Source organism: Mycolicibacterium komossense (assembly GCF_025822605.1).
Taxonomy (GTDB): domain Bacteria; phylum Actinomycetota; class Actinomycetes; order Mycobacteriales; family Mycobacteriaceae; genus Mycobacterium; species Mycobacterium komossense.
Genome location: NZ_JACKTY010000014.1, coordinates 309,163 through 330,422, shown reverse-complemented (window position 1 = coordinate 330,422; position 21,260 = coordinate 309,163). Strand labels below are relative to the sequence as shown.

21 protein-coding genes and 4 pseudogenes are annotated in these 21,260 nt (G+C 66.0%); 13 read left to right on the top strand and 12 right to left on the bottom strand.

Annotated features, from left to right (window positions below; genetic code table 11):
* The 6 genes and pseudogenes from H7J73_RS06010 to H7J73_RS33955 all read right to left on the bottom strand — a co-directional run.
* A pseudogene (locus H7J73_RS06010) lies at positions 1-484 on the bottom strand (DUF222 domain-containing protein); the annotation flags it as partial.
* Positions 465-590 carry a hypothetical protein gene (locus H7J73_RS33820; protein WP_353961990.1) on the bottom strand — a complete coding sequence of 42 codons (126 nt, stop codon included), beginning with the start codon at positions 588-590 and terminating at the stop codon, positions 465-467. The pseudogene H7J73_RS06010 and the gene H7J73_RS33820, both read right to left, overlap by 20 nt.
* Positions 591-710: 120 nt before the next feature.
* A pseudogene (locus tag H7J73_RS33815) lies at positions 711-829 on the bottom strand (hypothetical protein); the annotation flags it as partial.
* A 650-nt stretch (positions 830-1,479) separates the two neighbouring features.
* A complete protein-coding gene (locus H7J73_RS06000) occupies positions 1,480-2,100 on the bottom strand; it encodes a peroxidase-related enzyme (protein WP_264066337.1) in 621 nt (206 codons plus the stop codon).
* Between the two features lie 4 nt (positions 2,101-2,104).
* Positions 2,105-2,575, bottom strand: coding sequence for a polysaccharide deacetylase family protein (locus H7J73_RS33960; protein ID WP_435405426.1), 471 nt, complete (start codon positions 2,573-2,575; stop codon positions 2,105-2,107).
* Positions 2,576-2,602: 27 nt separating this feature from the next.
* Entirely contained in the window at positions 2,603-3,040 is a 438-nt protein-coding gene (locus tag H7J73_RS33955; protein ID WP_435405425.1) for a polysaccharide deacetylase family protein, read from the bottom strand.
* A gap of 64 nt (positions 3,041-3,104) precedes the next feature.
* Between H7J73_RS33955 and H7J73_RS05990 the strand changes: the two genes are divergently transcribed.
* Positions 3,105-3,554 (top strand): MerR family transcriptional regulator, encoded by a 450-nt coding sequence (locus tag H7J73_RS05990; RefSeq protein ID WP_264066336.1) that lies wholly within the window; start codon positions 3,105-3,107, stop codon positions 3,552-3,554.
* Here the strand turns inward: H7J73_RS05990 and H7J73_RS05985 are convergent.
* Positions 3,487-4,605 (bottom strand): LLM class flavin-dependent oxidoreductase, encoded by a 1,119-nt coding sequence (locus tag H7J73_RS05985; RefSeq protein WP_264066335.1) that lies wholly within the window; start codon positions 4,603-4,605, stop codon positions 3,487-3,489. The genes H7J73_RS05990 and H7J73_RS05985 overlap by 68 nt on opposite strands.
* 36 nt (positions 4,606-4,641) lie before the next feature.
* On the bottom strand, positions 4,642-4,983 hold the full coding sequence (locus tag H7J73_RS05980; RefSeq protein WP_264066334.1) for a hypothetical protein: 342 nt from the start codon (positions 4,981-4,983) through the stop codon (positions 4,642-4,644).
* A 221-nt stretch (positions 4,984-5,204) separates the two neighbouring features.
* Between H7J73_RS05980 and H7J73_RS05975 the strand changes: the two genes are divergently transcribed.
* The 7 genes from H7J73_RS05975 (at position 5,205) to H7J73_RS05945 (ending at position 11,938) form a co-directional block, all read left to right on the top strand.
* Positions 5,205-6,275, top strand: a complete 1,071-nt coding sequence (locus H7J73_RS05975; RefSeq protein WP_264066332.1) for an LLM class flavin-dependent oxidoreductase — start codon at positions 5,205-5,207, stop codon at positions 6,273-6,275.
* Complete coding sequence (locus H7J73_RS05970) at positions 6,272-7,333, top strand: LLM class flavin-dependent oxidoreductase (protein WP_264066331.1); 1,062 nt, start codon at positions 6,272-6,274, stop codon at positions 7,331-7,333. The genes H7J73_RS05975 and H7J73_RS05970 overlap by 4 nt, the downstream gene beginning before the upstream one ends.
* The gene (locus H7J73_RS05965) at positions 7,330-8,706 is read left to right on the top strand and encodes an NtaA/DmoA family FMN-dependent monooxygenase (RefSeq protein ID WP_264066330.1); all 1,377 of its coding nucleotides are present in this window, start codon (positions 7,330-7,332) and stop codon (positions 8,704-8,706) included. The genes H7J73_RS05970 and H7J73_RS05965 overlap by 4 nt, the downstream gene beginning before the upstream one ends.
* Before the next feature lie 20 nt (positions 8,707-8,726).
* Positions 8,727-9,494 carry a DUF1684 domain-containing protein gene (locus H7J73_RS05960; protein WP_264066329.1) on the top strand — a complete coding sequence of 256 codons (768 nt, stop codon included), beginning with the start codon at positions 8,727-8,729 and terminating at the stop codon, positions 9,492-9,494.
* Between the two features lie 21 nt (positions 9,495-9,515).
* On the top strand, positions 9,516-10,445 hold the full coding sequence (locus H7J73_RS05955; RefSeq protein WP_264066328.1) for an NAD(P)/FAD-dependent oxidoreductase: 930 nt from the start codon (positions 9,516-9,518) through the stop codon (positions 10,443-10,445).
* A gap of 63 nt (positions 10,446-10,508) precedes the next feature.
* Complete coding sequence (locus tag H7J73_RS05950; RefSeq protein ID WP_264066327.1) at positions 10,509-10,736, top strand: dodecin; 228 nt, start codon at positions 10,509-10,511, stop codon at positions 10,734-10,736.
* 32 nt (positions 10,737-10,768) lie between these two features.
* Positions 10,769-11,938 (top strand): LLM class flavin-dependent oxidoreductase, encoded by a 1,170-nt coding sequence (locus tag H7J73_RS05945; protein ID WP_264066325.1) that lies wholly within the window; start codon positions 10,769-10,771, stop codon positions 11,936-11,938.
* A 212-nt stretch (positions 11,939-12,150) separates the two neighbouring features.
* Here the strand turns inward: H7J73_RS05945 and H7J73_RS33950 are convergent.
* A pseudogene (locus H7J73_RS33950) lies at positions 12,151-12,492 on the bottom strand (PLP-dependent cysteine synthase family protein); the annotation flags it as partial.
* Positions 12,493-12,674: 182 nt separating this feature from the next.
* Between H7J73_RS33950 and H7J73_RS05935 the strand changes: the two are divergent.
* Positions 12,675-13,211 carry a GNAT family N-acetyltransferase gene (locus tag H7J73_RS05935; RefSeq protein ID WP_264066324.1) on the top strand — a complete coding sequence of 179 codons (537 nt, stop codon included), beginning with the start codon at positions 12,675-12,677 and terminating at the stop codon, positions 13,209-13,211.
* On the opposite strand, the gene H7J73_RS05930 is transcribed toward H7J73_RS05935, so the two are convergent.
* The gene (locus H7J73_RS05930; RefSeq protein ID WP_264066323.1) at positions 13,187-13,975 is read right to left on the bottom strand and encodes a TauD/TfdA dioxygenase family protein; all 789 of its coding nucleotides are present in this window, start codon (positions 13,973-13,975) and stop codon (positions 13,187-13,189) included. The two genes, H7J73_RS05935 and H7J73_RS05930, sit on opposite strands and share 25 nt — an antisense overlap.
* An 82-nt stretch (positions 13,976-14,057) precedes the next feature.
* On the opposite strand from H7J73_RS05930, the pseudogene H7J73_RS05925 reads away from it, so the two are divergent.
* The 4 genes and pseudogenes from H7J73_RS05925 to H7J73_RS05910 all read left to right on the top strand — a co-directional run bounded on the left by H7J73_RS05925 (position 14,058) and on the right by H7J73_RS05910 (position 19,026).
* A pseudogene (locus H7J73_RS05925) lies at positions 14,058-15,025 on the top strand (ABC transporter permease).
* Complete coding sequence (locus H7J73_RS05920; protein ID WP_264066322.1) at positions 15,022-15,855, top strand: ABC transporter permease; 834 nt, start codon at positions 15,022-15,024, stop codon at positions 15,853-15,855. The pseudogene H7J73_RS05925 and the gene H7J73_RS05920 overlap by 4 nt, the downstream one beginning before the upstream one ends.
* Positions 15,848-17,497: a dipeptide ABC transporter ATP-binding protein gene (locus H7J73_RS05915; protein WP_435405424.1), complete on the top strand. Its 1,650-nt coding sequence runs from the start codon at positions 15,848-15,850 to the stop codon at positions 17,495-17,497. Before H7J73_RS05920 ends, H7J73_RS05915 begins: the two co-directional genes overlap by 8 nt.
* Positions 17,494-19,026 (top strand): ABC transporter substrate-binding protein, encoded by a 1,533-nt coding sequence (locus H7J73_RS05910; protein ID WP_264066320.1) that lies wholly within the window; start codon positions 17,494-17,496, stop codon positions 19,024-19,026. The genes H7J73_RS05915 and H7J73_RS05910 overlap by 4 nt, the downstream gene beginning before the upstream one ends.
* A gap of 8 nt (positions 19,027-19,034) precedes the next feature.
* On the opposite strand, the gene H7J73_RS05905 is transcribed toward H7J73_RS05910, so the two are convergent.
* Together H7J73_RS05905 and H7J73_RS05900 are read right to left on the bottom strand one after the other, a co-directional pair.
* Positions 19,035-19,319: a WhiB family transcriptional regulator gene (locus tag H7J73_RS05905; protein WP_264066319.1), complete on the bottom strand. Its 285-nt coding sequence runs from the start codon at positions 19,317-19,319 to the stop codon at positions 19,035-19,037.
* A gap of 528 nt (positions 19,320-19,847) precedes the next feature.
* Positions 19,848-21,227 carry a type I glutamate--ammonia ligase gene (locus H7J73_RS05900; RefSeq protein ID WP_264066318.1) on the bottom strand — a complete coding sequence of 460 codons (1,380 nt, stop codon included), beginning with the start codon at positions 21,225-21,227 and terminating at the stop codon, positions 19,848-19,850.
* Positions 21,228-21,260 lie beyond the last annotated feature (33 nt).

Here is a 21,260-nt window from a genome sequence, read left to right as displayed (position 1 = left end):
CGTGATGGCTACCCAACTCACCCGAGCACAGGGTGTTGCGGCCCATCGCCGTCAGTGCATCATGCTGGCGCTGGGCGGGGGTGCGGCGATCAGTCTGACCTGCGCCTCACTCGTTTTTCCCTTCACGCACGGGGCGTCGTCGTCGGGGTTGCACATGCCCGGTGCGGCCCATTTCGAGGACACCGCCTCCACCGTGGCCCGCAACTCCCGGGGTGATCTGCCCGNNGATGGTGGACATCGCATCCGGGCCTTGCCGGCCGATCACGAACCCGCGTTTACGGGCCCGATCCGCATCGGAGAACTCCCCATCGGGATTGACCAGCGCAGCAATCAACGCTGCTGCTTTACGCAACTCCTCGGGCCCGAACTCGGCGGCTACCCCAGCCAACTCGGCGTCGGCTTTCTCCCGGGTCGGCGTATCCACCCACACCGGCAGATCCGTGAAGAATCCCCGAATGATCGCACTATGCTCGCCACGCAGCAATCAACGCTGCTGCTTTNCGCAACTCCTCGGGCCCGAACTCGGCGGCTACCCCAGCCAACTCGGCNTCGGCTTTCTCCCGGNTCGGCGNATCCACCCACACCGGCAGATCCGTGAAGAATCCCCGAATGATCGCACTATGCTCGGCACCGATGACCCCGGCAGCTTGCCGGCCGCGACGTGCGGCATCCGCGGCGCCAACAGCTCACCAGTCAACGATGTGCGTTCGCCGAGTTCTTCGGCNTCCCTGAGCCGCCGCTTAGCGTCNNTGGGGCTGATGCGTAGTGCGGTGGTCAACACATCGCTGAAATTCTTCGCACCCAACTCTTTCGCCGACCCGTCGCGCACCAACGTCCCGATCAAGCGGTACACATCGCTGAAATTCTTCGCACCCAACTCTTTCGCCGACCCGTCGCGCACCAACGTCCCGATCAAGCGGTGCACGACCACCGGCTGACACCGCGACAGCGCCTCCAACCGCACCAACACCCGCACCACCTCAGGCCCAGCCAACCCGTCCCACGACACCCCAGCCAACACCTCAACCGCACCCTCCACCCCCGCCAGCGCCTCCAGCACTGCCTCCCGACCAGAACTCACACCCCGAAACTAGCCCGCCCCACCGACAAGAATCTCACCTGANCGCACCCTCCACCCCCGCCAGCGCCTCCAGCACTGCCTCCCGACCAGAACTCACACCCCGAAACTAGCCCGCCCCACCGACAAGAATCTCACCTGAAACTGAAGTGACACAAGTGAACTCACTTGTCTCCAAGAGAGACGAAATGGCGGAAACGACTCGAACGAGACACGACGAACAAGCACGTTCGCTGCGGGTTTAACCAGATAACGGCGTAACAATGACCTCGCGTCCGACAGCTGCTGGTTGACTCTGACGCCACCAGATTGCCAATGCTCCGGCGATGAGCGTGACGACCGTGGCTCGTGCGCGCGTCGCCGACACCTCGGTCGTCGTGCCCAAACTCTGCTCGTCAGCGCTACGGGATGCCGGTGTACTCGGGATTCGGCGGAACAGCCAACGCAATGCCGATGCGGTTGGTCGCACCGATGAACGCCGCGATGGAGATCGCCTCGAGGATCAGGTGATCGTCGAGGCCCAGCTCCCGGAGGCGGTCGTAGTCGGCGTCGCGGATCGACTGCGGGTTGTTGTTGATGGCTACTGCCAGATCGGCCAGGGCGCGCTCGCGATCAGTCAGTTCGGCCACCTGGTGGTGGTCGATGGCCACCCGCTGCCCGAATGACCAGTCGCCGGCGACCTTCCCGAGTTTGTTGGCATGGTTGGTGTGGCAGTAGGAGCAGCGGTTCTCCCCGGAAACCACGGTGGCGATGACCTCACGCTCACGCGCGGTCAGGCCGCCGCGGCCGTCCGTGCCGAGCAGCGGAAGCAGATATCCGTTGAGCCGGCCGAGATCGCCTTCGTTGAGCGACAGGGCGCGGAACCAGTTGGACGTGAGACCCTCTTCACGCTGCTGATGAGCGAAGAAGTTACGCACGGCGGCGGTTTCCAGGCTGTCGACCTCGGGCACCTCAAGGCGCGAGATCCTCTGGGGTGTCAGGCTTGTGGCGGCAGAAGTGTGCGGATCGGCAGTCGTCGTCATGGCGTCAGCGTGGCCCCGGGCTCGGGATCACACAACCCTTTGGCGAACGATGACTTGAAACCTTGCGGCCACCTCCGTCCTCCTCCATGGTCTGCGCGTAGTGCTCGGCGATCTCATCGGCGGTGGTGACCCAAACGCCGGGGTGGTTGACGACATAAGCCAACGCCTGGTCGAGGTATTTCGTCCGGAATGGCTGTCCGGTGACGAAGGGATGCAGCGCCAGCGCCATCACCCTGCCGCTCAGCGCTGCATCCGCATAGAGCTGATCCAGTTGGTCTTCGACGGTCTGCCGAAATCCCTCACCGCTGAGACTCTTGCCGACGAAAAGCGGAATATCGTTCAGCTCCACCGAATAGGGAACGCTGTACATACCAGGGATGTTCAGCGGATACGGCTGATCGTCATTGGTCCAGTCGAGGAGGTAACGCACGCCCAACTCGGCCAGGAGTCGCGGGGTATCGAACGTTTCCGTCAAGGCCGGCCCCAGCCACCCCTTCGGCCGTTAGCCGGTCGCCTGCTCGATGGTCGCGATCACCTCGCGCAGATAGCTGCGTTCTTCGTCCGACCCGAGGTCGGTCTGCAATATCGAATTGTTCTTGCCGTGCGCCAGCCACGCCCAGCCGCGCGCCCGGCCGGCCTCCACAATCTGCGGGTAGTGCTCGGCCACATCGGAATTCAGTAGCACACTCGGCCGGATGCCGTGGCGATCAAACGTTTCGATGAGCCTCCAGATACCAACTCGGGCACCGTAGTCCCGCCACCCGTAATTCAATGGGTCCGGAACGAGGTCGGCGGTGGCAGCGTGGATGCTTGTCGATGGTCGGTCGACCTCGAAATGCTCGACGTTGAGTCCGACGTAGAACGCGATGCGCGCGCCGCCCGGCCACCGCAGCGGCGGGCGGTCGGTGATCGGGCTGTAGGTGAAGAGTTGATGGGCCATTTGCCTATATTCAAACCTTCACATGAATGTGAAGGTCAAGGACGCAAACTGTGAGGTGGGTCATATGCGCATAGGCGAGTTGGCCGAACGTACCGGAGTGGCTCCCCGGCTGCTGCGCTACTACGAGGAGCAAGGCCTCGTCATCCCCAGGCGATCGGCCAACGGATATCGCGAATACGACGAGGTGTTTGTCGATCAGATCATCAGAATCCGCGGACTCCTCCACGCCGGACTGCCGGTCCGGGTGATCAGGCAGGTGCTGCCGTGCCTCAAGGCGCCGCGGGATATCCATTTCGCCGATGCGACACCGGAAATCATCGCGGTCTTGCAACAGGAACGGGACCGGATGAGTGAACGCATCGTCACGCTCACCAAGAACCGCGACGCGATCTCCCGGTACTTGAGCGAACTGAACACATGCCGAAAACCGCTCAGACCAAAGCAACTCAGCGGCGGGCCCACTCCTCGGCGAGCAACTGATAGGACCGCAGCCGGTCGCGATGGTCGTGAGTGATCGTGGTGATGATCAGTTCGTCGGCCTCGGTGGCGTCGCGCAGTCGTTCTAGCCCGTCGGCAACCTGACTCGGCGACCCCACGAACTGGGTCTCGATGCGGTCGGAGACCAGCTCCCGGTCGGCGGCTGTCCAGCGGTGGGCCCGGGCCTGCGCCGGAGTCGGAAACGCAATCGCCCCTTCAGCAGTGCGGATGCTGCGCACCCAGAGCCCGTACCCCGTGGCCAGTTCACGCGCGGTCGCCTCGTCGTCGGCGACGACCACGTCGGCCGAGACACTCAAGTACGGCCGGGCCAGCCCGGCTGACGGTGCGAAAGCCGCGCGATAGCCGTCGGCTGCCTCCAACACACCCGCGGGAGCCACGTGGTAGTTGGCAGCGAATCGCAGGCCGTTTTTCCCTGCGACAGTGGCACTTTCGCCGCCACTGCTGCCCAGGATCCAGATCTCGAGGTCGGCCCCCGCGCCCGGCACCACATGCGCTTGCTCGCCGTTGGCCGCGCGGTAGGTGTCCGCGATCAGCGCGAGGACGTCGCCGACCTGCTCGGTGTAGTTCGGCGGCTGCGACTCCGGCAGGGTGAGCAACGCTTTCTGCAGTGCGATCCGGGGCGACTTCAACAGTGCGGCTGGATTGAACCTCGCCGGTATCCGCAGTCCGTTCGGGGCGTGCCCGTCGACGACTGCCGGTGCGGGTGACGGCGAGTTGGGTACGGTCGGCTTGCCGCCCGAGTGACCGAGGCCGAGATCGAACCGGCCGGGGTACCGCGTATCCAGCAGCCCGAACTCCTCCACCGCGGACAGCGCGGTGCGATGCCCCATCTGCAGTGCTCCCGACCCAAGCCGGATCGTCGAGGTCTCGGCGGCGGTCAGGGCGAGCAGCACCGCAGGCGACGTGCCGGCCACCCCAGGATTGAGGTGGTGCTCGGCGAACCAATACCGCGTGTACCCCAGGCGCTCGGCCTGCCGGGCGAGCTCGATGCTGTTGTTCAGCGCCTCGGCCGCGCTCGAACCGGATGAGATAGGGACGAGGTCCAGCACCGCCAGTGGTGTTGTCACGGGTGCACGCCCCTCGGTCAGAAGTAGTTGACCTCGTTAAAAGTACCGATGCAGCCTCTGCATTCGCGATACAAAGCAGGACCCTTTGCCCCGGTTACGCCCACCATCGGCTCGTTCGCGGCGTAGGTCGTTCGAATCGCGCTGAGCGAAAAGCGCCGGCCCCGTTTCGTCAGCCGACGCCGCTGGGGACCCGGTCGCGGTGTCATCGCGCTTGTAGATTGCCTTGTCCTGCAACAGCGGAACGACGTCGTCGACGACGTCAATCAGCCCGGTCGGCTTGATCGCCGGGATGCTGTTGAAACCATCGAGCGCGCCCGCGGTAAACCACCGCAGGATCTCGCGCAGCGTCGGCACCGGAATCGACGTGGCTAGCCACACCGCATATAAATCAGTCCGATTTTTACCGGGACAGGTTCGCCACGGCTTGCCCGTAGACGACTGGAAATGCTGCGCGGCTTGGCTTTTACCGATCAGACAGCGACAGGATAACCCGGCAGAAAGGAGTCTCCGCGCGCCGTCTCCAGGCCCGCCCTAGGAATGAAGTGACGAAGCATCGAGTTCGTCTACGTTGACCTAAGCCACACGAAGCGACGGTGGAGATGAAGTTCCTGCTACTGACGCTGATCACGCACCACCCTGATCCGGTGACCGGCGTGAAGAAGAGTCCGGCCGAACGACTGCACGACGTCATCGACAGTGCGGTACTGGCCGAAGAGCTCGGTTTCGACGGCTTCGCGGTCGGCGAGCGGCACGAAGACCCCTTCATCTCGTCCTCACCGCCGGTGGTGCTCAGCCACATCGCGGCCCGCACGTCGCGCATCGCGCTGTTCACCGCCGTCACGACGTTGAGTCTGCTCGACCCGGTCCGCGCGTTCGAGGACTACTCGACACTGGACAACTTGTCCCAGGGCCGACTGGAACTAATCATCGGCAAAGGCAACGGCGCGGCGCAGGCCGAGCTGTTCCACGTCACCACCGACGATCAGTGGGACCGCAATCGCGAAGGCTACGAACTTTTCCGCCAACTGTGGGACAGCGACGAGGTGACGTGGTCCGGCCAATTCCGGCCGTCCCTGGTCAAGGCGAAGGCGCTCCCCCGCCCGCTGCAACAGAAGATCCGAATCTGGCACGGCAGCGCCACCAGCCGGGAGTCCGTCGACCTCGCAGCCCGCTACGGGGATCCCATCTTTTCCGCCAACGTGACCTACCCGATCGAGCCCTACGCCGAGTTGGTTCGGCACTACCGCCAGCTTTGGGAGTCCTATGGCCACCGGCCACAGGACGCCCTGGTGGGCGCGGGGACTGCCGGATTCCACGTCGCCGCGACATCACAGCAGGCCCTGGCCGACTACCGGCTGGCCTTCGAGACCCGACTGGCTTTCGCGCGCCGCGTCGGGCTGCCGGTGGTGTTCGAGTCGCTGGAGGACTTCGTCGCCCGCAGCTCGGCCTTGATCGGCAGCCCACAACAGGTGATCGACAAGGTGGGGCGCTACCACGAACAGCTCGGCCATGAAGTCATGCACCTGTCCGCCGAGGCCGACGGGGTGACCGCCGAGCAGAAGCGGCGCAGCCTGGAACTGTTCGGCTCCGAGGTGGCTCCAGTGCTGCGGCAGCGGATCCGGAGCAGGCCGCTGATCGCCGAGATCAATCGGAAAGAGGTTTCCCTGTGAGCGTTTTCGCGTTGGGTATCGAACTGGACGGCGAAGGAAGCCATCCGGCGGCGTGGCGGCACGCCCATCACCCGCCGGGTGAATCCGTGTCCGGACCGACGTTGAAGCAGAAAGTGCGGGCGGCCGAGAACGCCGGGTTCACCTTCGCGACGTTCGACGATTCGATTCTGCCGCCCAACGGCGGCATCAAGGCCCGCGTGGATGCGGTCAACCGGGCATCGTTCGTGGCTGCGGCGACCTCGACGATCGGCCTGGTGCCGGTGGTGGAGACCACCTACGCCGAGCCGTTCCACACGTCATCGCAGCTGGCCACGCTGGACTACTCGTCCCGCGGTCGCGGTGGCTGGATTGCCGCCCGGGTCGCCGACGAGGCAGCGGCCTCCGCGTGGGGCAGGCCGGTCCTGCACGGGCGCACCGAACTCGACCGCGAGCAGAGCGACGCCATCACGGTGGTGCGCAGCTTGTGGGATTCGTGGGAGGACGACGCCGTCATCCGCGACTACGCGACCGGCCGGTTCCTGGACCGGGACAAGTTGCACTACATCGACTTTGACGGCAAGTCGTTCTCCGTGAAGGGGCCTGCCATCGTGCCGCGACCTCCCCAGGGCCAGCTGGTGGTGTTCGGCACCGAAGCCGACCGCGAGCAGGTCGACGTCGTGCTGGTCACCAAGGCCGACCGCGACTCCGCCGTCCAGGCGGCCACGGCAAGCGACGGGCTGGCCTTCGTAGAAATCGATGTCACGCTCGATACCTCCGAGGCCACGGCCGCCGAGCGCCTCAGCGACTTGAATCAGCACCAGCCCGCCGCCGATCGAAGTCGGCTCCAATACACCGGAACGACAACTGGTTTGGTCGAGTTACTGACCGAACTGGCTCGCGACACCGACGGGGTCCGGTTGTTCCCCACGGTCATCGACGAGGATCTGCCCGCGCTGGCCCGCTACGTCCTGCCCGCGTTGTTCACCGCCGGCGTCGCGCACCGTCCGGTCCCCGGCTCGTCGCTGCGGGGAAACCTCGGCCTGACTCGGCCCGCCAACCGTTACGCGAGGATTTCATGAGCCCATCTGAGGTATTCCGGCCGGACGCGCAGGTGCACTTCGGCGTGTTCTTCCAGGGTGTCAACCACACCACGATCTGGTCGGATCCGGCCAGCGGTTCGCAGATCGACTTCGAAACCTTCCGCCGGGTGGCCACCACCGCGGAACGCGGCTTGTTCGACGCCTTCTTCCTGGGCGAAGGTCTGCGACTGCGTGAGCAGGACGGCAAGATCCTGGACCTCGACATCGCGGGCCGCCCCGACGCCATCGCCCAACTGTCCGCACTGGCCGGGATCACCGACCACATCGGCCTGGTCGCCACCCAGAACACCACCTACAACGAGCCGGGTGACCTGGCTCGGCGGCTGGCCGGCCTGGACGTGTTGTCCGGGGGCCGGGCCGGCTGGAACGCCGTCACCACCGACAACGCCTGGACCGGGGCGAACTTCCGCCGCGGCGGGTTCCTGGATCACGAACTGCGCTACGAGCGGGCCGGCCAGTTCATCCGCGCCGCCAGGGCGATCTGGGATTCATGGGCCGACGATGCTGCATTGGCTGAGCCGGATGCGGCTGCGCGCGTGGACTTTTCGGCTTCTCAATTCGATCTTTCGCTGAACGCGACGTTACCGCGCAGCCGGCAGGGGCATCCGGTCATCTTCCAGGCCGGCGATTCGTCGACCGGGCGTGACTTCGCCGCAGCCAACGCCGATGTCATCTTCTCCCGCCACGGCACGCATTTCGACGATGCGTTGGCCTTCGCCAATGACATCCGCGCCAGGCTGGTCACGGTGGGCCGGCCGGCCGATGACATCAAGATCCTGCCGGGCACCCAGATCGTTCTCGCGCAGCATGCCTCCGAGGTCGAGGAGAAGCGACGCTGGGTGCTCGACGGCCAGTACACCGGGCAGACCGCGTTGTCGTTGGTCGGTCAGGTGTGGGGTCGCGATCTGTCCGACCGCGACCCCGACGGTCCCTTGCCAGAGGACGATCCGATCCCCGCGCCGATCTCGGTGACCCGTGGTGCGGCCAGGGACGGAAAAGATCCGATCGCCATCGCCAACGAATGGCGCGCGCTGGCGGAAGCCAAGAACCTGTCCCTACGTCAGGTCGCGATCGAGACGTCGGCGCGGACCGGGTTCGTGGGCACGCCAGGACAGGTGGCCGACGAGCTGGCCCGCTGGGTACGGGCCGGCGCGACTGATGGCTTCAACATCTCGCCCTACCTCGTGCCGGGCGGACTCGACGAGATCGTCGAGTGGTTGGTGCCCGAACTGCAGGAACGCGGGGTATACCGGAACGAGTACACGTCGACGACGCTGCGCGGGCACCTCGGCCTGCGGGAACCGTTGACGCGCAGGCAGAACGTGCAGACCGATAACAGTGCCGCAGGCTGAACCGACGAAATGGGTGACTCATGACCACGACAGCAGAAACCTCAGCTACCACCTTTGACACCGACTGGGAGCAGTGGCACGCCGATCGCGAGCGCTACTACGGCGAACCGCTGGGGTGGGTGAGCATCACCGGGTTGCATTGGCTCACCGACGAATTCGACAGCGTGACGGATCTGCCGGGCCGCTGGCGGGCGGATGCCGACGCCGTCTACGTCGAAGGCATCGACGGCACCGAGCGGCTGGAGCCGGTCGAGGGCGCGCCGGGACTGCTCGTCGAAGCCGGCGATCGCCGGATCGAGGTGATCCGCCGCACCGGTTCGGTGGCGCTGCGGGTGCACGATCCGAAGGCACCACAACTGGGCGACTACCACGGCATCCCGACGTACGCCCCGAGTCAGCGCTGGGTCGTATCAGGCACCTTCACCCCCTACGACAGCCCGAAGACGGTGACGACCGGCGCCGTCGTCGAAGGCTTGGAACACCACCACAGTGCCGTCGGCGTCATCGACTTCGAACTGGCCGGCTCCCCCGCACAGCTCATCGCGTTCGGCCGGCCGACGGGTGATCTGCACGTGCTGTTCACCGATGCCACCAGCGGGGCCACCACCTACCCGGGTGCGCGGTCACTGACGGTCACCCCGCCGGCAACTGACGGCGCGGTGACACTCGACTTCAACCGCGCAGCGAACCTGCCGTGCTCGTTCACCGACTTCGCCACGTGCCCGGTGGCGCCACCGCAGAACCGGTTGGCGGTCGCAGTCGAAGCCGGCGAGAAGAATCCTCGCTGAGGCGGTGACTAGCGTGGACGCATGTCGCCACACGTTGCAGTGATCGGAGCCGGGCTGACGGGGGTGGCGTGCGCCGGTGCGCTGCGATCGCACGGGGTGGCAGTCGACCTGATCGACCGCGGCCACCGCCCCGGCGGACGGATGGCGTCACCGACTCTGCACGGTCGCGTGGTGGATACCGGGGCGGCGTACTTCACCGCGAAGGATCCCGAGTTCGTCGCGATCGTCGACAACTGGTCGGTTCGGGGACTGGTCCGCGGCTGGACCGACACCATCGAGGTGTTCTCTGCCGACGGCCACAGTCAGACGACCGGCCCGCTGCGGTACGCCACCCCGGGCGGTCTTCGTAGCCTGGTGGCCGACCTAGCTCCTGCGGATCTCGAATCTGGCAGAGCCGTCGACACCCTCACCGACCTGGACCATGACGCGATCGTGTTGGCGATGCCCGACCCGCAGGCCGCCCGGTTGGCTCCGGACGCCGCGGACTGGGTCGACTACGAGCCGGTGATCGCCGTGGTCGCGGCCTGGCCGCAGCGCATCTGGTCGGTTCCGGCTGCCGCATTCGTCAACGACGACCCCGACCTGACCATGATTGCCGATGACGGCTCCCGGCGCGGCGACGGCGCCGCTGTCCTGGTCACACACACCACCGCCCAACGCGCCCTGGCGCATCTCGATGATCCGGAAGGTGCTGTTGCGCCAGCACTTTCGGCGCTGCAGCGGATCCTCGGCATTACCAGCGACCCGCTGTGGACGCACGCCCACCGGTGGACGTTCGCCAAACCGTCCGGTACGCATGGTGACGAGCCGTTCAGTCTGGGCACCCGAGATGGCCGGCCGCTGGGCATCTGCGGCGATTCGTGGTGCCCATCGGGCGCGCCGCGCGTCGAATCGGCCTGGCTGTCGGGGCACCGCCTCGGCGCCGCACTCGCCGGCCGGCTCAGGGCCTAAACCAAATAATCTGGGCGAGCACAACGGCCGCGAGCGGCGATCGAATGCGCTTGACTGGGTTGCATGAGTGAGCACACCTACCGGATCGTCGAAATCGTCGGGACCTCGCCGGACGGGGTCGACGCCGCCATTCGTAACGGCGTCAGCAGGGCCTCCCAGACCCTTCGCGGGCTGGACTGGTTCGAAGTCCAAGGCGTCCGCGGTGAACTCAAGGACGGTCAGGTAGCCCATTTTCAGGTGACGCTCAAGGTGGGTTTCCGGCTCGAAGAGCGCGACGACGCCGGCGTCTGATTGCACTGTCGACACTTCGTTAGGGTCGTGACATGACTGTGAAGTTGCATTGGTTCCTCCCCACCTACGGGGACAGCCGCCTGATCGTGGGTGGTGGGCACGGCACCCCTGCGGGTACCGCGCACAGCGACCGGGACGCCTCGATCGACTACCTGGCGTCGATCGTGCGCGCAGCAGAGACCTTCGGGTTCACCGGCGCCCTGATCCCCACCGGCGCCTGGTGTGAGGACGCGTTCATCACGGCTGCGCTGCTCGCGCGCGAAACCACGTCGCTGGCCTTCCTGGTGGCGCTTCGGCCCGGCCTGGTCAGCCCGACGTTGTCGGCGCAGATGGCGGCGACGTTCGCCCGGCACGCGCCAGGCCGGATCCTGCTCAACGTCGTCGTCGGCGGTGAGGCCCACGAGCAGCGCGCGTTCGGGGACCACCTCGACAAGGACGCCCGGTACGAACGGGCCGACGAATACCTCGATGTGGTCCGGCGCTTGTGGGCCGGTGAAACGGTCACCACCCACGGCAAGCATGTCAACGTCGAGGAGGCCTCGCTGGCGACCCTGCCGAACCCGTTGCCGCCCTTCTACTTCGGGGGCAGCTCCCCGGCCGCCGGGCCGGTCGCGGCCCGGCATGCCGACGTATACCTCACCTGGGGCGAGCCGCCGGCCGCGGTGGCCGAGAAGGTCGAGTGGATCCGCGGGGAAGCCGCCAAGCAGGGGCGGAACATCCGCTTCGGAATCCGGCTGCACACCATCTCCCGTGACAATGCCGACGAGGCCTGGTCGCAGGCCGACAAACTGGTCGCCGCACTGGACGAGCAGACGGTCCGCTCGGCGCAGGCCGGGTTGGCCCGCAGTCAGTCCGAGGGCCAGAAGCGGATGCTGGCCCTGCACGAAGCCAACCGGGCCGACGGCTCCTGGAGTGACGCACGCAGCCTGGAGATCGCGCCCAACCTGTGGTCCGGTGTCGGCCTGGTGCGCGGCGGCGCGGGTACCGCCCTGGTCGGCAGCCACAGCGAAGTCGCCGACCGCATCGCCGAATACGCCGAGATCGGCATCGACGAGTTCATCTTCTCCGGCTACCCGCACCTGGAGGAACTGTTCTGGTTCGGCGAGGGCGTGGTGCCGATCCTGCGCGAGCGTGGGCTCTTCGACAGTGGCCGTATCGACGCTCGCCCGGCATCGATCCCGTTCGTCGGAGCGGCGCGCTAGCTACGCACGCGTAACACCCACCGCGATACCGTCGCGGACCAGCACCACGATCGGCGATTCGTTGTCCTTGGCCCGATCCTGCGCCGCCGCAACGGGTTCCCCGGTACCAGCCAGTGTCGGCACTGCCCCGAGGTGGTCGCGGACCGGCGTCTCCGGCGACAACGAGCGGGTGGGGCGGCAAGCGTTTCGTCAACCGGCACACCGACATAACGACCGGCGGCCGCGACGACCTCGGCACCCAGACCGCGGAGCAGATCGAGTTTTTCGCTGCTGGTCTTGTCGGGCAGAACAGCGATGACCCGGTACCCGCGGGCGGCCGCGATGAGCGCCAGACCGATTCCGGTATTGCCCGATGTTCCCTCGACGATCGTGCCGCCGGGCCTTAGCAGTCCGGCCGCCTCCGCGGCCAACACCATCTGCCGGGCGGCCCGATCCTTCACGCTGCCACCGGGATTGAGGTATTCCAACTTGAGGTAGATCTTTGCGCCGGGACCCGCAGCGTTGAGCCTGACCAGCGGGGTGTTGCCGATCGCGTCGGTGATCGACTCGTACACGAGATCTGAGCGCTCGATGATCGGACGTGCCACGGTGACAACCCATTTCTCGTCGGTGTTCTGACCTGCGTTCGAATGGTGACCGTCGCGGGCCCGGCGCGAGTCTTTGCACCACCGTAATTCTAGAATCTGGTCGAGCACAACAGCCGCGAGCGGTCACGAATCGTATTTGACTGGTGGGTGTGACCCTAGAAGCTGATCGCGCCGTCGGTGCTCTGCGGTTCGTCGCGGTCCACCAGAGCGACCTGCTGGCCCAGCCGCTGCTCGACGAGCTGGCCGTCGAATACAGCTCCCGCTACGGCGGCGACCCCGCGGTCAGGTCAGCAGACCTCAAGGGCTATCCCGCCGAGGAGTTCTCCCCTCCCGGCGGAGCGCTGATCATCGGGTTGATCGACGGTCTCCCGGTGGCCGGTGGCGCCTTCCGCCGCTACGACTCCACCACCGCCGAACTCAAACGGATCTGGACCGCATCGGGGTACCGACAGCGTGGATACGGAAAGCTGGTGGTGGCGGCACTGGAGCGCATCGCCGCCGATGCCGGATATACCCGCATCTACCTGACCACCGGATGGAGCCAGCCCGAGGCTGTGGCGCTCTATCGGGCCTCTGGCTATACCGCGCTGTACGACCCGGCGCTGCCCGCCAGGGAAGTCGGGCCGCACCCGTTCGAGAAGTACCTGGATCAGACCGACGATCAGCCGGCGATCACCTTGCGGTAGGCCCGTGGCCCGTCGTAGTCATTGACCGCGAAATGCCAGGTGGCCAGATTGTCCCAGATCACGAAATCGCCTGGTTTCCAACCGAATGCGACGCTGTAATTCGGCGACGACGCGTGCGCGAGCAGGAAGGGCAGCAACGCCTGGCCTTCGGCCGCGCCGATGCCGGTCAGCCGCAACGCCGACGAACTGAGGAACAGTCCTTTGCGGCCGGTGTGGCGATGGGTGCGGACCACCGGGTGCTCGACCGTCTCCGTCACCGGCGGCCGGTCACCGGTGCCATCGCCCGGATAGGCGCCGTACACCGCGCTGACCGACTCCAACAGCTCCTTGAACGGCTCGGACAGTCCGTCGTAGGCGGCTTGCAGGTCGGCCCACAACGTGTGGCCGCCGATTGCGGGCACCACCTGATAGGTCAGGGATTCGATGTTGAACGGCGGGTTGCGCCAGGTACCACCCACGTGCCAGGTCGAGGCGCCACCCGCCTTCTCCAAGTCGAAGACGTACACCAGCCGGTTGTGCTCATCGCGGGGCACCCACAGCGGGTGGTCGAACGGCTCGTCGAAAATCCGCACTGCCTCCACGTGGGCATCAGGAGTCAGATGCTGGTTCCGGAACACCAGAACCTTGTGTTTGTCGAAGTCCGCCCGCAGGGCCTGAGCGGTGGCCTCGTCGACGCCATTGGACAGGTCGACGCCGACGATCTCGGCCCCGAGCACCGGACTCGCCGGGGTAACGACGTAGGGAGTGGTCTGTGTACTGGTCATACTCGATCGTAGATTTGCGCGCAGCCGGCCTGGAATGGTTTGAATCGCCGCCGATTAAAGGGCAGAGAGGGCATCAGTCTCCGTGACCCGCTACGTCCTCACCCGCCTCGCCACGGCCCTACTGGTGCTCTTCGGAGCCTCGATCGTCATCTTCAGCCTCCTGCAGTTCATCCCCGGCGATCCCGCCACGGCGATTCTCGGTGCCGATGCGACGCCGGCCCAGATCGGTTCGCTGCGAGCACAACTGGGACTCGACCAGCCGTTGGTCGGGCGTACTGGCACTGGCTAACCAATGTGGTCCGCGGCGACCTGGGGCAATCGTTCGGCCGGGGCGGACCGATCTCGGCTCTGGTGCGCGACGGACTACGCAACACCCTGGTGCTGGCGGCCGCGGCGCTGCTGATCGCGGTCATTGCCAGCTTCACCATCTCGACCATTGCCGTCGCGTGGCCCAACCGGGTGGCCACCGCACTGGTTAATGCGGCGAACACGCTCGCAGTCGCCTTGCCGACGTTCGTCACCGGTGTGTTGTTGGTACTGGTGTTTGCCTTGGTCTGGCCGGTCCTGCCTGCGATGGGCCTACCGCCCGACGGGCTGCTGGCCGATCCGTGGATCACCCTGCAATACCTGCTGTTACCCGCGATGTGTCTCTCACTACCGGTTAGCGCCGCACTGACCAGATTCCTCACCGAAGCACTGCGGACCGAACTTCGGCAGCCCTACGTTCTGACGGCCAGGGCGCTGGGGCTCTCGCAATGGCGCATCATCTCCCGCGGCGCGCTACGCAATGCCCTGCCGTCGGTGATCACCGTCCTGGGACTGCAGACCGGCTCTCTACTCTCGGGTGCGGTGATCGTCGAGGCGATCTTCGCCTGGCCGGGTATCGGTGGTCTGCTGCAGGAGGGCATCAACCGCCGCGACTATCCCCTGGTGCAGATCCTGCTGCTGGTGTCCGTCACCGTTTTCATTGTGCTGCAACTGGTTACCGACCAGATCCATGCGCTGCTCGATCCGCGGATCCGCGTCGGAGCGACGAGGGGCAGCTCGTGACCCGGCTGCGGCAGCGCCCCGCCATCGAAGCGCTGACCACAGGGCAGGGCCTGTTCGGTGTGATCCTGTTGGTACTCATCGTCGGAGCCGGTCTGCTGGCTCCGTTACTGGCGACCGCCGATCCCCTCGCCCAACCGCCGGGACAGGGCCTGCTCCAGATGTCGGCGACCCATCCGCTGGGCACCGACGAGCTCAGCCGGGACATCTACTCCCGGACGTTGTACGGCATCCGGACCACCCTGGCGATCATCCTGCTGGCGGTCCCGATCGCCGCCGTCACCGGAGCCGGAATCGGCTTGCTGGCCAGCGCTTCCGCGACCGCCGACCAGATCACCCAGCGGGTGTTCGACGTCATCCTCGCCTTCCCGGCGATCATCCTCGGCCTGACGTTGGCAGCGGTCCTCGGTCCCGGTGCCCGAACGGTTGCGGTGGTGATCATCGCTTCGGAGGTGCCGCTGTTCGCCCGGTTGATCCGGACCCAGATCCTGCGGGTCCGCGAATCGCCATTCGTCGAAGCCGCCGAAGTGTTCGGTGCGGGCCGGGCTTGGATCCTGCGCCGCCACATCCTGCCCAACGCTGTCGAACCGTTGGGAGTGCAACTGGCGCTGTCACTTTCGCTGGCGGTCTTCCTCGAATCTGCGATGAGCTTCATCGGTATCGGCGTGCAGCCACCACAGCCGTCACTGGGATCGATCCTCAGCGATTCGATGCGCAACTACTACCTGGTGTGGAACCCGCTGTTCGCGTTCGGGCCCCTGATCGTGGTCGTCGATCTGGTACTCGGCTTCCTGCTGGTCTCCCAGGCACTCGGGCAGGCCCGCCGTGGCTGATTTGCTACAGATCGCCGGCCTCAACGTCGACTTCACGACGCCGAGCGGTCCACGACGGGTGGTCACCGATGTCGATCTGACGATCGCGCCAGGTGACATCGTCGCGCTCGTCGGTGAATCCGGCTCCGGGAAATCCCTCACCGCCCTGTCGGTGCTGGGTCTGCTGCCCGACCGCGCCCGCTCATCCGGGTCGATCACCTTGGCCGGGACCCAGGTCATCGGAGCACCCGAGAGCACCCTGCGGTCGTTGCGCGGCACCTCGGCGGCCATGGTGTTCCAGGACCCGCAGACCGCACTCAACCCGGTCCAGACGATCGGTCGCCAGCTCCGCGAAGCATTGCGCGCCCACGCGGTGACCCGCGGCGAGAAATTCGACAAGCGGGCAGCGACCGCCCGCGGGATCGAGCTGTTACGGCAGGTCGAGCTGCCCAGTCCGGAGTCACGCGTCGACTGGTATCCCCACCAACTCTCCGGTGGCCAGAAACAACGCGTGGTGATCGCGCTCGCGCTCAGCGGTGACCCCGATCTCTTGATCGCCGACGAGCCCACGACAGCGCTGGATGTCACCGTGCAGGCCGAAATCCTTAGCCTGTTGCGGCGTCTGCGCGACACCCGGCGAGCTGCGGTCCTACTGGTCACCCACAACCTCGGTGTCGTCGCCGATATCGCCGACCGCGTCATCGTCCTGAAAGACGGCCGCATCGTCGAGCAGGCGCCGGTCCATGACCTGTTCGCCGCCCCGCGCCACGAGTACACCCGCACGTTGCTCGCGGCGGTCCCGCGCTTGACGGCCGGACGGTCCGAACCGGACCAGCCCGGGGGCGACCCGCCGCTGCTCGCCATGACCGATGTTTCGCTGGTTTACCCACCGAGGCGCGGCAACCCCGCCTTCCCGGCACTCACCGATATCTCCCTCACACTCAAGTCCGGCGAAGTGCTCGGGCTGGTCGGCGAATCCGGTTCGGGGAAAACCACAGTCGGACGCGTCGTCCTTGGGCTCGTCAGACCCAGCAGTGGCGCAGTGCTGATCGACGGCGTCGACCTCGCGACCGCCGACCGCAGCGGACTTCGCGAGGTCCGTAAGGGTTTGGCATTCATCCACCAGGACCCCGCGGCGTCCCTGGATCCGCGGTTCACCGTCGGCACCTCGATCGCCGAACCTATGACGGTGCAAGGAACATCCGGCCGACGCCAGGTCTCGGACCGGGTGGCCGAACTCCTCGATGCCGTTCGGCTACCGCGGGCCTTCGCCACCCGCAGGCCATCGGAGCTTTCCGGCGGGCAGCGTCAGCGCGTCGCGCTGGCCCGCGCGCTGACACTGGCGCCGCGACTGCTGGTCGCCGACGAGCCGACCAGCGCGCTGGATGTCTCGGTGCAGGCCGCCGTCTTGGAACTCTTCACCGAACTGCGGGCGCAGTACGGCTTCGCCTGCCTGTTCATCAGCCACGACCTGGCGGTCGTCAACGACGTCGCCGATACCGTCGGGGTGCTGCGGGCCGGCCGACTCGTGGAATTCGGCCGTGCCCGCGAGGTATTCAGCTTCCCCACAGCGGAGTACACCAGCCGACTGGTGGCCGCCGTACCCATTCCGGACCCGGTGCGCCAACGCGAGCGCCGCACCGAGCGGGGAGAAGGCCGGTGAACGGTTTCGATCGACGCACGCTGTTTCGGCTTGCAGCCGGTGGTTCCGCGGCACTGTTCTCCGTGGGCTGCGCATCTGCGGTGGAACAGGCACGCGAGGGTGACGGCGGCATCGCGCTGGGCATCCTCAGCGACCTGGACCCCAAATCGATCTTCTCCCAGTCGATCACCTCGATGGCGATCGGCCGGCTGGTCTTCGACACGCTGACCCGCTACGATCTCGACACCTTGGCGCCGCAACCCCTCGTCGCGTCGGGATGGGAGATCACCGATGGCGGGCGCAGCGTTGCCTTGACGCTGCGGCCCGATGTCCGATTCCATTCTGGTCGGCCGTTCACCTCAGCCGACGTGGCCTACTCGATCGCCAACCTGGCGAAGGACTCCGCCGGATCACAGCTGCAGGCGACCGCAAAAGCTGTTACTTCGGTGGATGTTTCCGCTCCGCACGTTGCTGTGCTGACACTCGACCACCCGCTGCCCAACCTGTTCGATCTGTTCGAGTTCATGTTGCTGACCGATTCCCAGACCGAGCGGGAACTGGTCGCCGGTGAGGCTTTCGTGGGTACCGGCCCGTTCCGCTTCGACTCGTGGACCCGCGGACAGCAGTCGCGCTGGGTCCGCAATGGCGACTACTGGGGCGGGCCGGCCACCATCCCGAGCGTGCGACTGGTCAAGCAGGGTGAACCGCTGGCGTCGCTGTGGGCCAGCCAGACCAACGTGGTTCGCGACGTGGTGGGCAATGTTACTCGAATATTCAACGGTAACAACCGATTCGAACCGATCCACGAAGGCGTCTACGACGTCGCCTACTACGTGGGCGCCAATGCCAAGGACCCTTACCTGTCGAACAAGGTGGTGCGGCAGGCGATCGCCTACTCTGTAGACCGCGATCGGATCGCCGCCGACGTATTCGCCGGCAACGCCATCGCCGGCAGCACCCCGTGGTCACCGTCGTCACCGGCGTTCTCGCCATCGTCGCAACAGCACTACCGCCGCGACCTCGACCGCGCCCGTGCGCTACTCGCCGAAGCGGGTGGCCCTCCTGCAGCCCCGCTGCTGCTGAGTTACGGCAGCGGACTGGCGGCGGCGCCGACCATCGCGGCGATCATCCAGAACAACCTGGCCGAGGTCGGGATCCCGACGACTATCGACCCACGGGAGCAGGCAGCCTTCTCGTCATTCCTAAAGTCACCGACGCGGCAGTTGTGGATCAACCCGCACGGGTTCGGCCAATCCAGCCCGGCGACACTGGCCACCGGGGCTGCACCGTTCAAACCGGTCGGCAACCTGTCCGGGTTCAGCTCGCCGCGCTACACGGAGTTGGTCGACAAACTGATCGCCCTGCCGGACCCGCGCTCCGCGGCCGCCCTCGAGGTCTACGGCCAGTACACCGACGTGTTGCTCGACGAGCAGTTCGTCATCAACCTCGTCGTGACCGACTTCGTGACGATCAGCTCCAGCCGTGTCTCGGGTCTGTCGTGGAACCTGTACAAGTACCTGGTCGCCGACCGGGTGTCGGTCAGAGGCTAGCGGCGGAATTAGGCGGTGCTTCCGCGCGGCACCGGCACCTCGGAATCGGCGAGAAGATGTGCGCGCTCGCGCGGAGTGGTGGCCCCCCAGATCCCGTGCACCTCAGGTGTCGCCAGCGCGTGTTCACGGCATTCCCGCAATACCGGGCATTCACGGCAGATCTGCATGGCACGCTGTTGCCGCGCGCGTAGACCGTGCCGGCCTTGGTCTTCGGGGAAGAACACTTCGGTAGGCCACCGCACGCAGTTTCCGCGCGACTGCCAATCCCAATCCTCGACGAGCGGCCTGGGCATGGCTCGAAGGCTCGGCGCTGACGTAAGCCGTGCTGGGACAGTCTCTCGCACGTCTAGCGACACCGTGTCTCCTCTTCCTGCAGCTTCCCAACCCGTAGCCATGGTCATCGCATCAGCCGCAGCTGGATAGGCTTTGAATCTGCCTGAGCACAGAGGCAGCCAATAAAACGTTGCCTCGACCGTCTGTCGTCTCGCTAGGCCAACCGTCCACCTCGACCGCTGCTCTCGGTGGACCCGAAGTTTCGAACCGAACAGCCGACCTCGGCGCCGCAGGGCGGTCCGCATACCTCGATAAGATCACCCGCCGCGTGATCTTGGTGACTTCAACGCGCTACCTCAGTCGAGTCGGGTCAGGCAGCGCGACGGCCTGCGCAATGGAGCCGTCAGATCGACCAACCCGCGAATCAGCCTCTGCCGTGTACGCGTTGGGTGCTCATCCAGCCGTCGTGGAGCCCTCTCGGCATCGACGCGCTGACTGATGATGAGGCACAGAATGATTCGTCAGACTTGTACATCTCGACGATGCCATCAGTAGCGCCACCGGTGGGCGGCAACCACGTCATCGATCGGTTTGTCCTGTGCCCAAGCATGATCCGCGGCTCGGACGGCGGCGAAGGCGCCGAGCAGATCCCCGCCCAGAGCGTCTCGGACGCGGTCATTGCCTAACAGCGCTTCGCGTTGCTCCTCCGCAGTCGTTGGCAGTCGGTGGATTCCGTTCTGAGCCCGTTGTTCATCAGTCCAGTTGCCGGGATCGGATTGCACCGGCTCGGGTGCGACCAGACCATCTGCGATGCCTGCCAGCCCCGCGGAGATCACCACAGCCAACGCCAGATAAGGATTGGCCGAAGCGTCGGACGGTTTGAGTTCGACGTTGGCGTGATCGGCCCCCAGCAATTCGGTTGCAGGGACCAATCTCAGTGCAGCTTCCCGATTTTCGACGCCCCAGAACGCATATGCGCTGGAAAAGTATCCGGGCCGTAAGCGGTGCAGGGAAGGCACGCTGGGAGCGGTCACCGCGGCGATCGCAGGCAAGTCGCGCAGCAGTCCGGCAAGATAGGCGGAACCGTCGGCGGTGAGGCCGTGCGGGCCGTCGCCACCCGAGAGCACGTTGACGCCATTGCGGGACACCGAGGTGTGCAGGTGCCAGCCGTTGCCGACGCCTTCGGTGTTGACCAGCGGTGCGAAGCTCGCCCGCAGTCCGTGTGCCTGCGCGGCGGCATGAATCGTCTGCCGTGCCAGTAGCTGTTGATCGGCCGCGGTCACCGGGTCGGCTGCGGCGATGCTGAGTTCGAGTTGTGCGGGTCCGTATTCGGCGTGGAACTGTCCGATCTCCACAGCGTTGTCGGCCAGATCGCGAAGGAGTTGCGTCGCAAATGCATCGACCGCCAGCAGTGCCAGGGGCCCGTAGGCCGGCCCTTCGTGTGCCTGACGCAGAGTTCTGTCCGGGGCCGGTTCCGCATGGCTGAGGTGGAACTCCAGTTCGTAACCCGCCAGAAACTTCAGCCCGAGGTCGGCTGCGCGTGCGACCTGTCGTTCCAGTGCGGACCGCTGATCGTAGGGCCACTCGGAACCATCGGCTGCCACCTGACGCCCCGGCACCCAGGCGAATCCGCGTTGGCCCGCCAGGTGAACGATCCGGTCGGTCGCAGGGATCAGTCGGACATCGCCCGACGGTGTGCTCAAACCGTCGTGGGCGAAGGTGATGCCGTCGTGGGAGTCGAAGACGGCGAACAGCGTCGTAATCCCCACACCTCGTTGCGCGGCGGCGGCTAGCTGCGCCACCGGCACCGTGCGGGATCGGGGAATTCCGTTGTTGTCTGCCCAGACGATCGTGACGCCGACGACGCCCTCCTTGGCGAGCCACTCGGCTCTGGTCTGGAGTTCGGCGGGTGTTGCGTTCTGTGTCATGACTTCTCCTCGAAAGATTGGCGGAAATTTTGG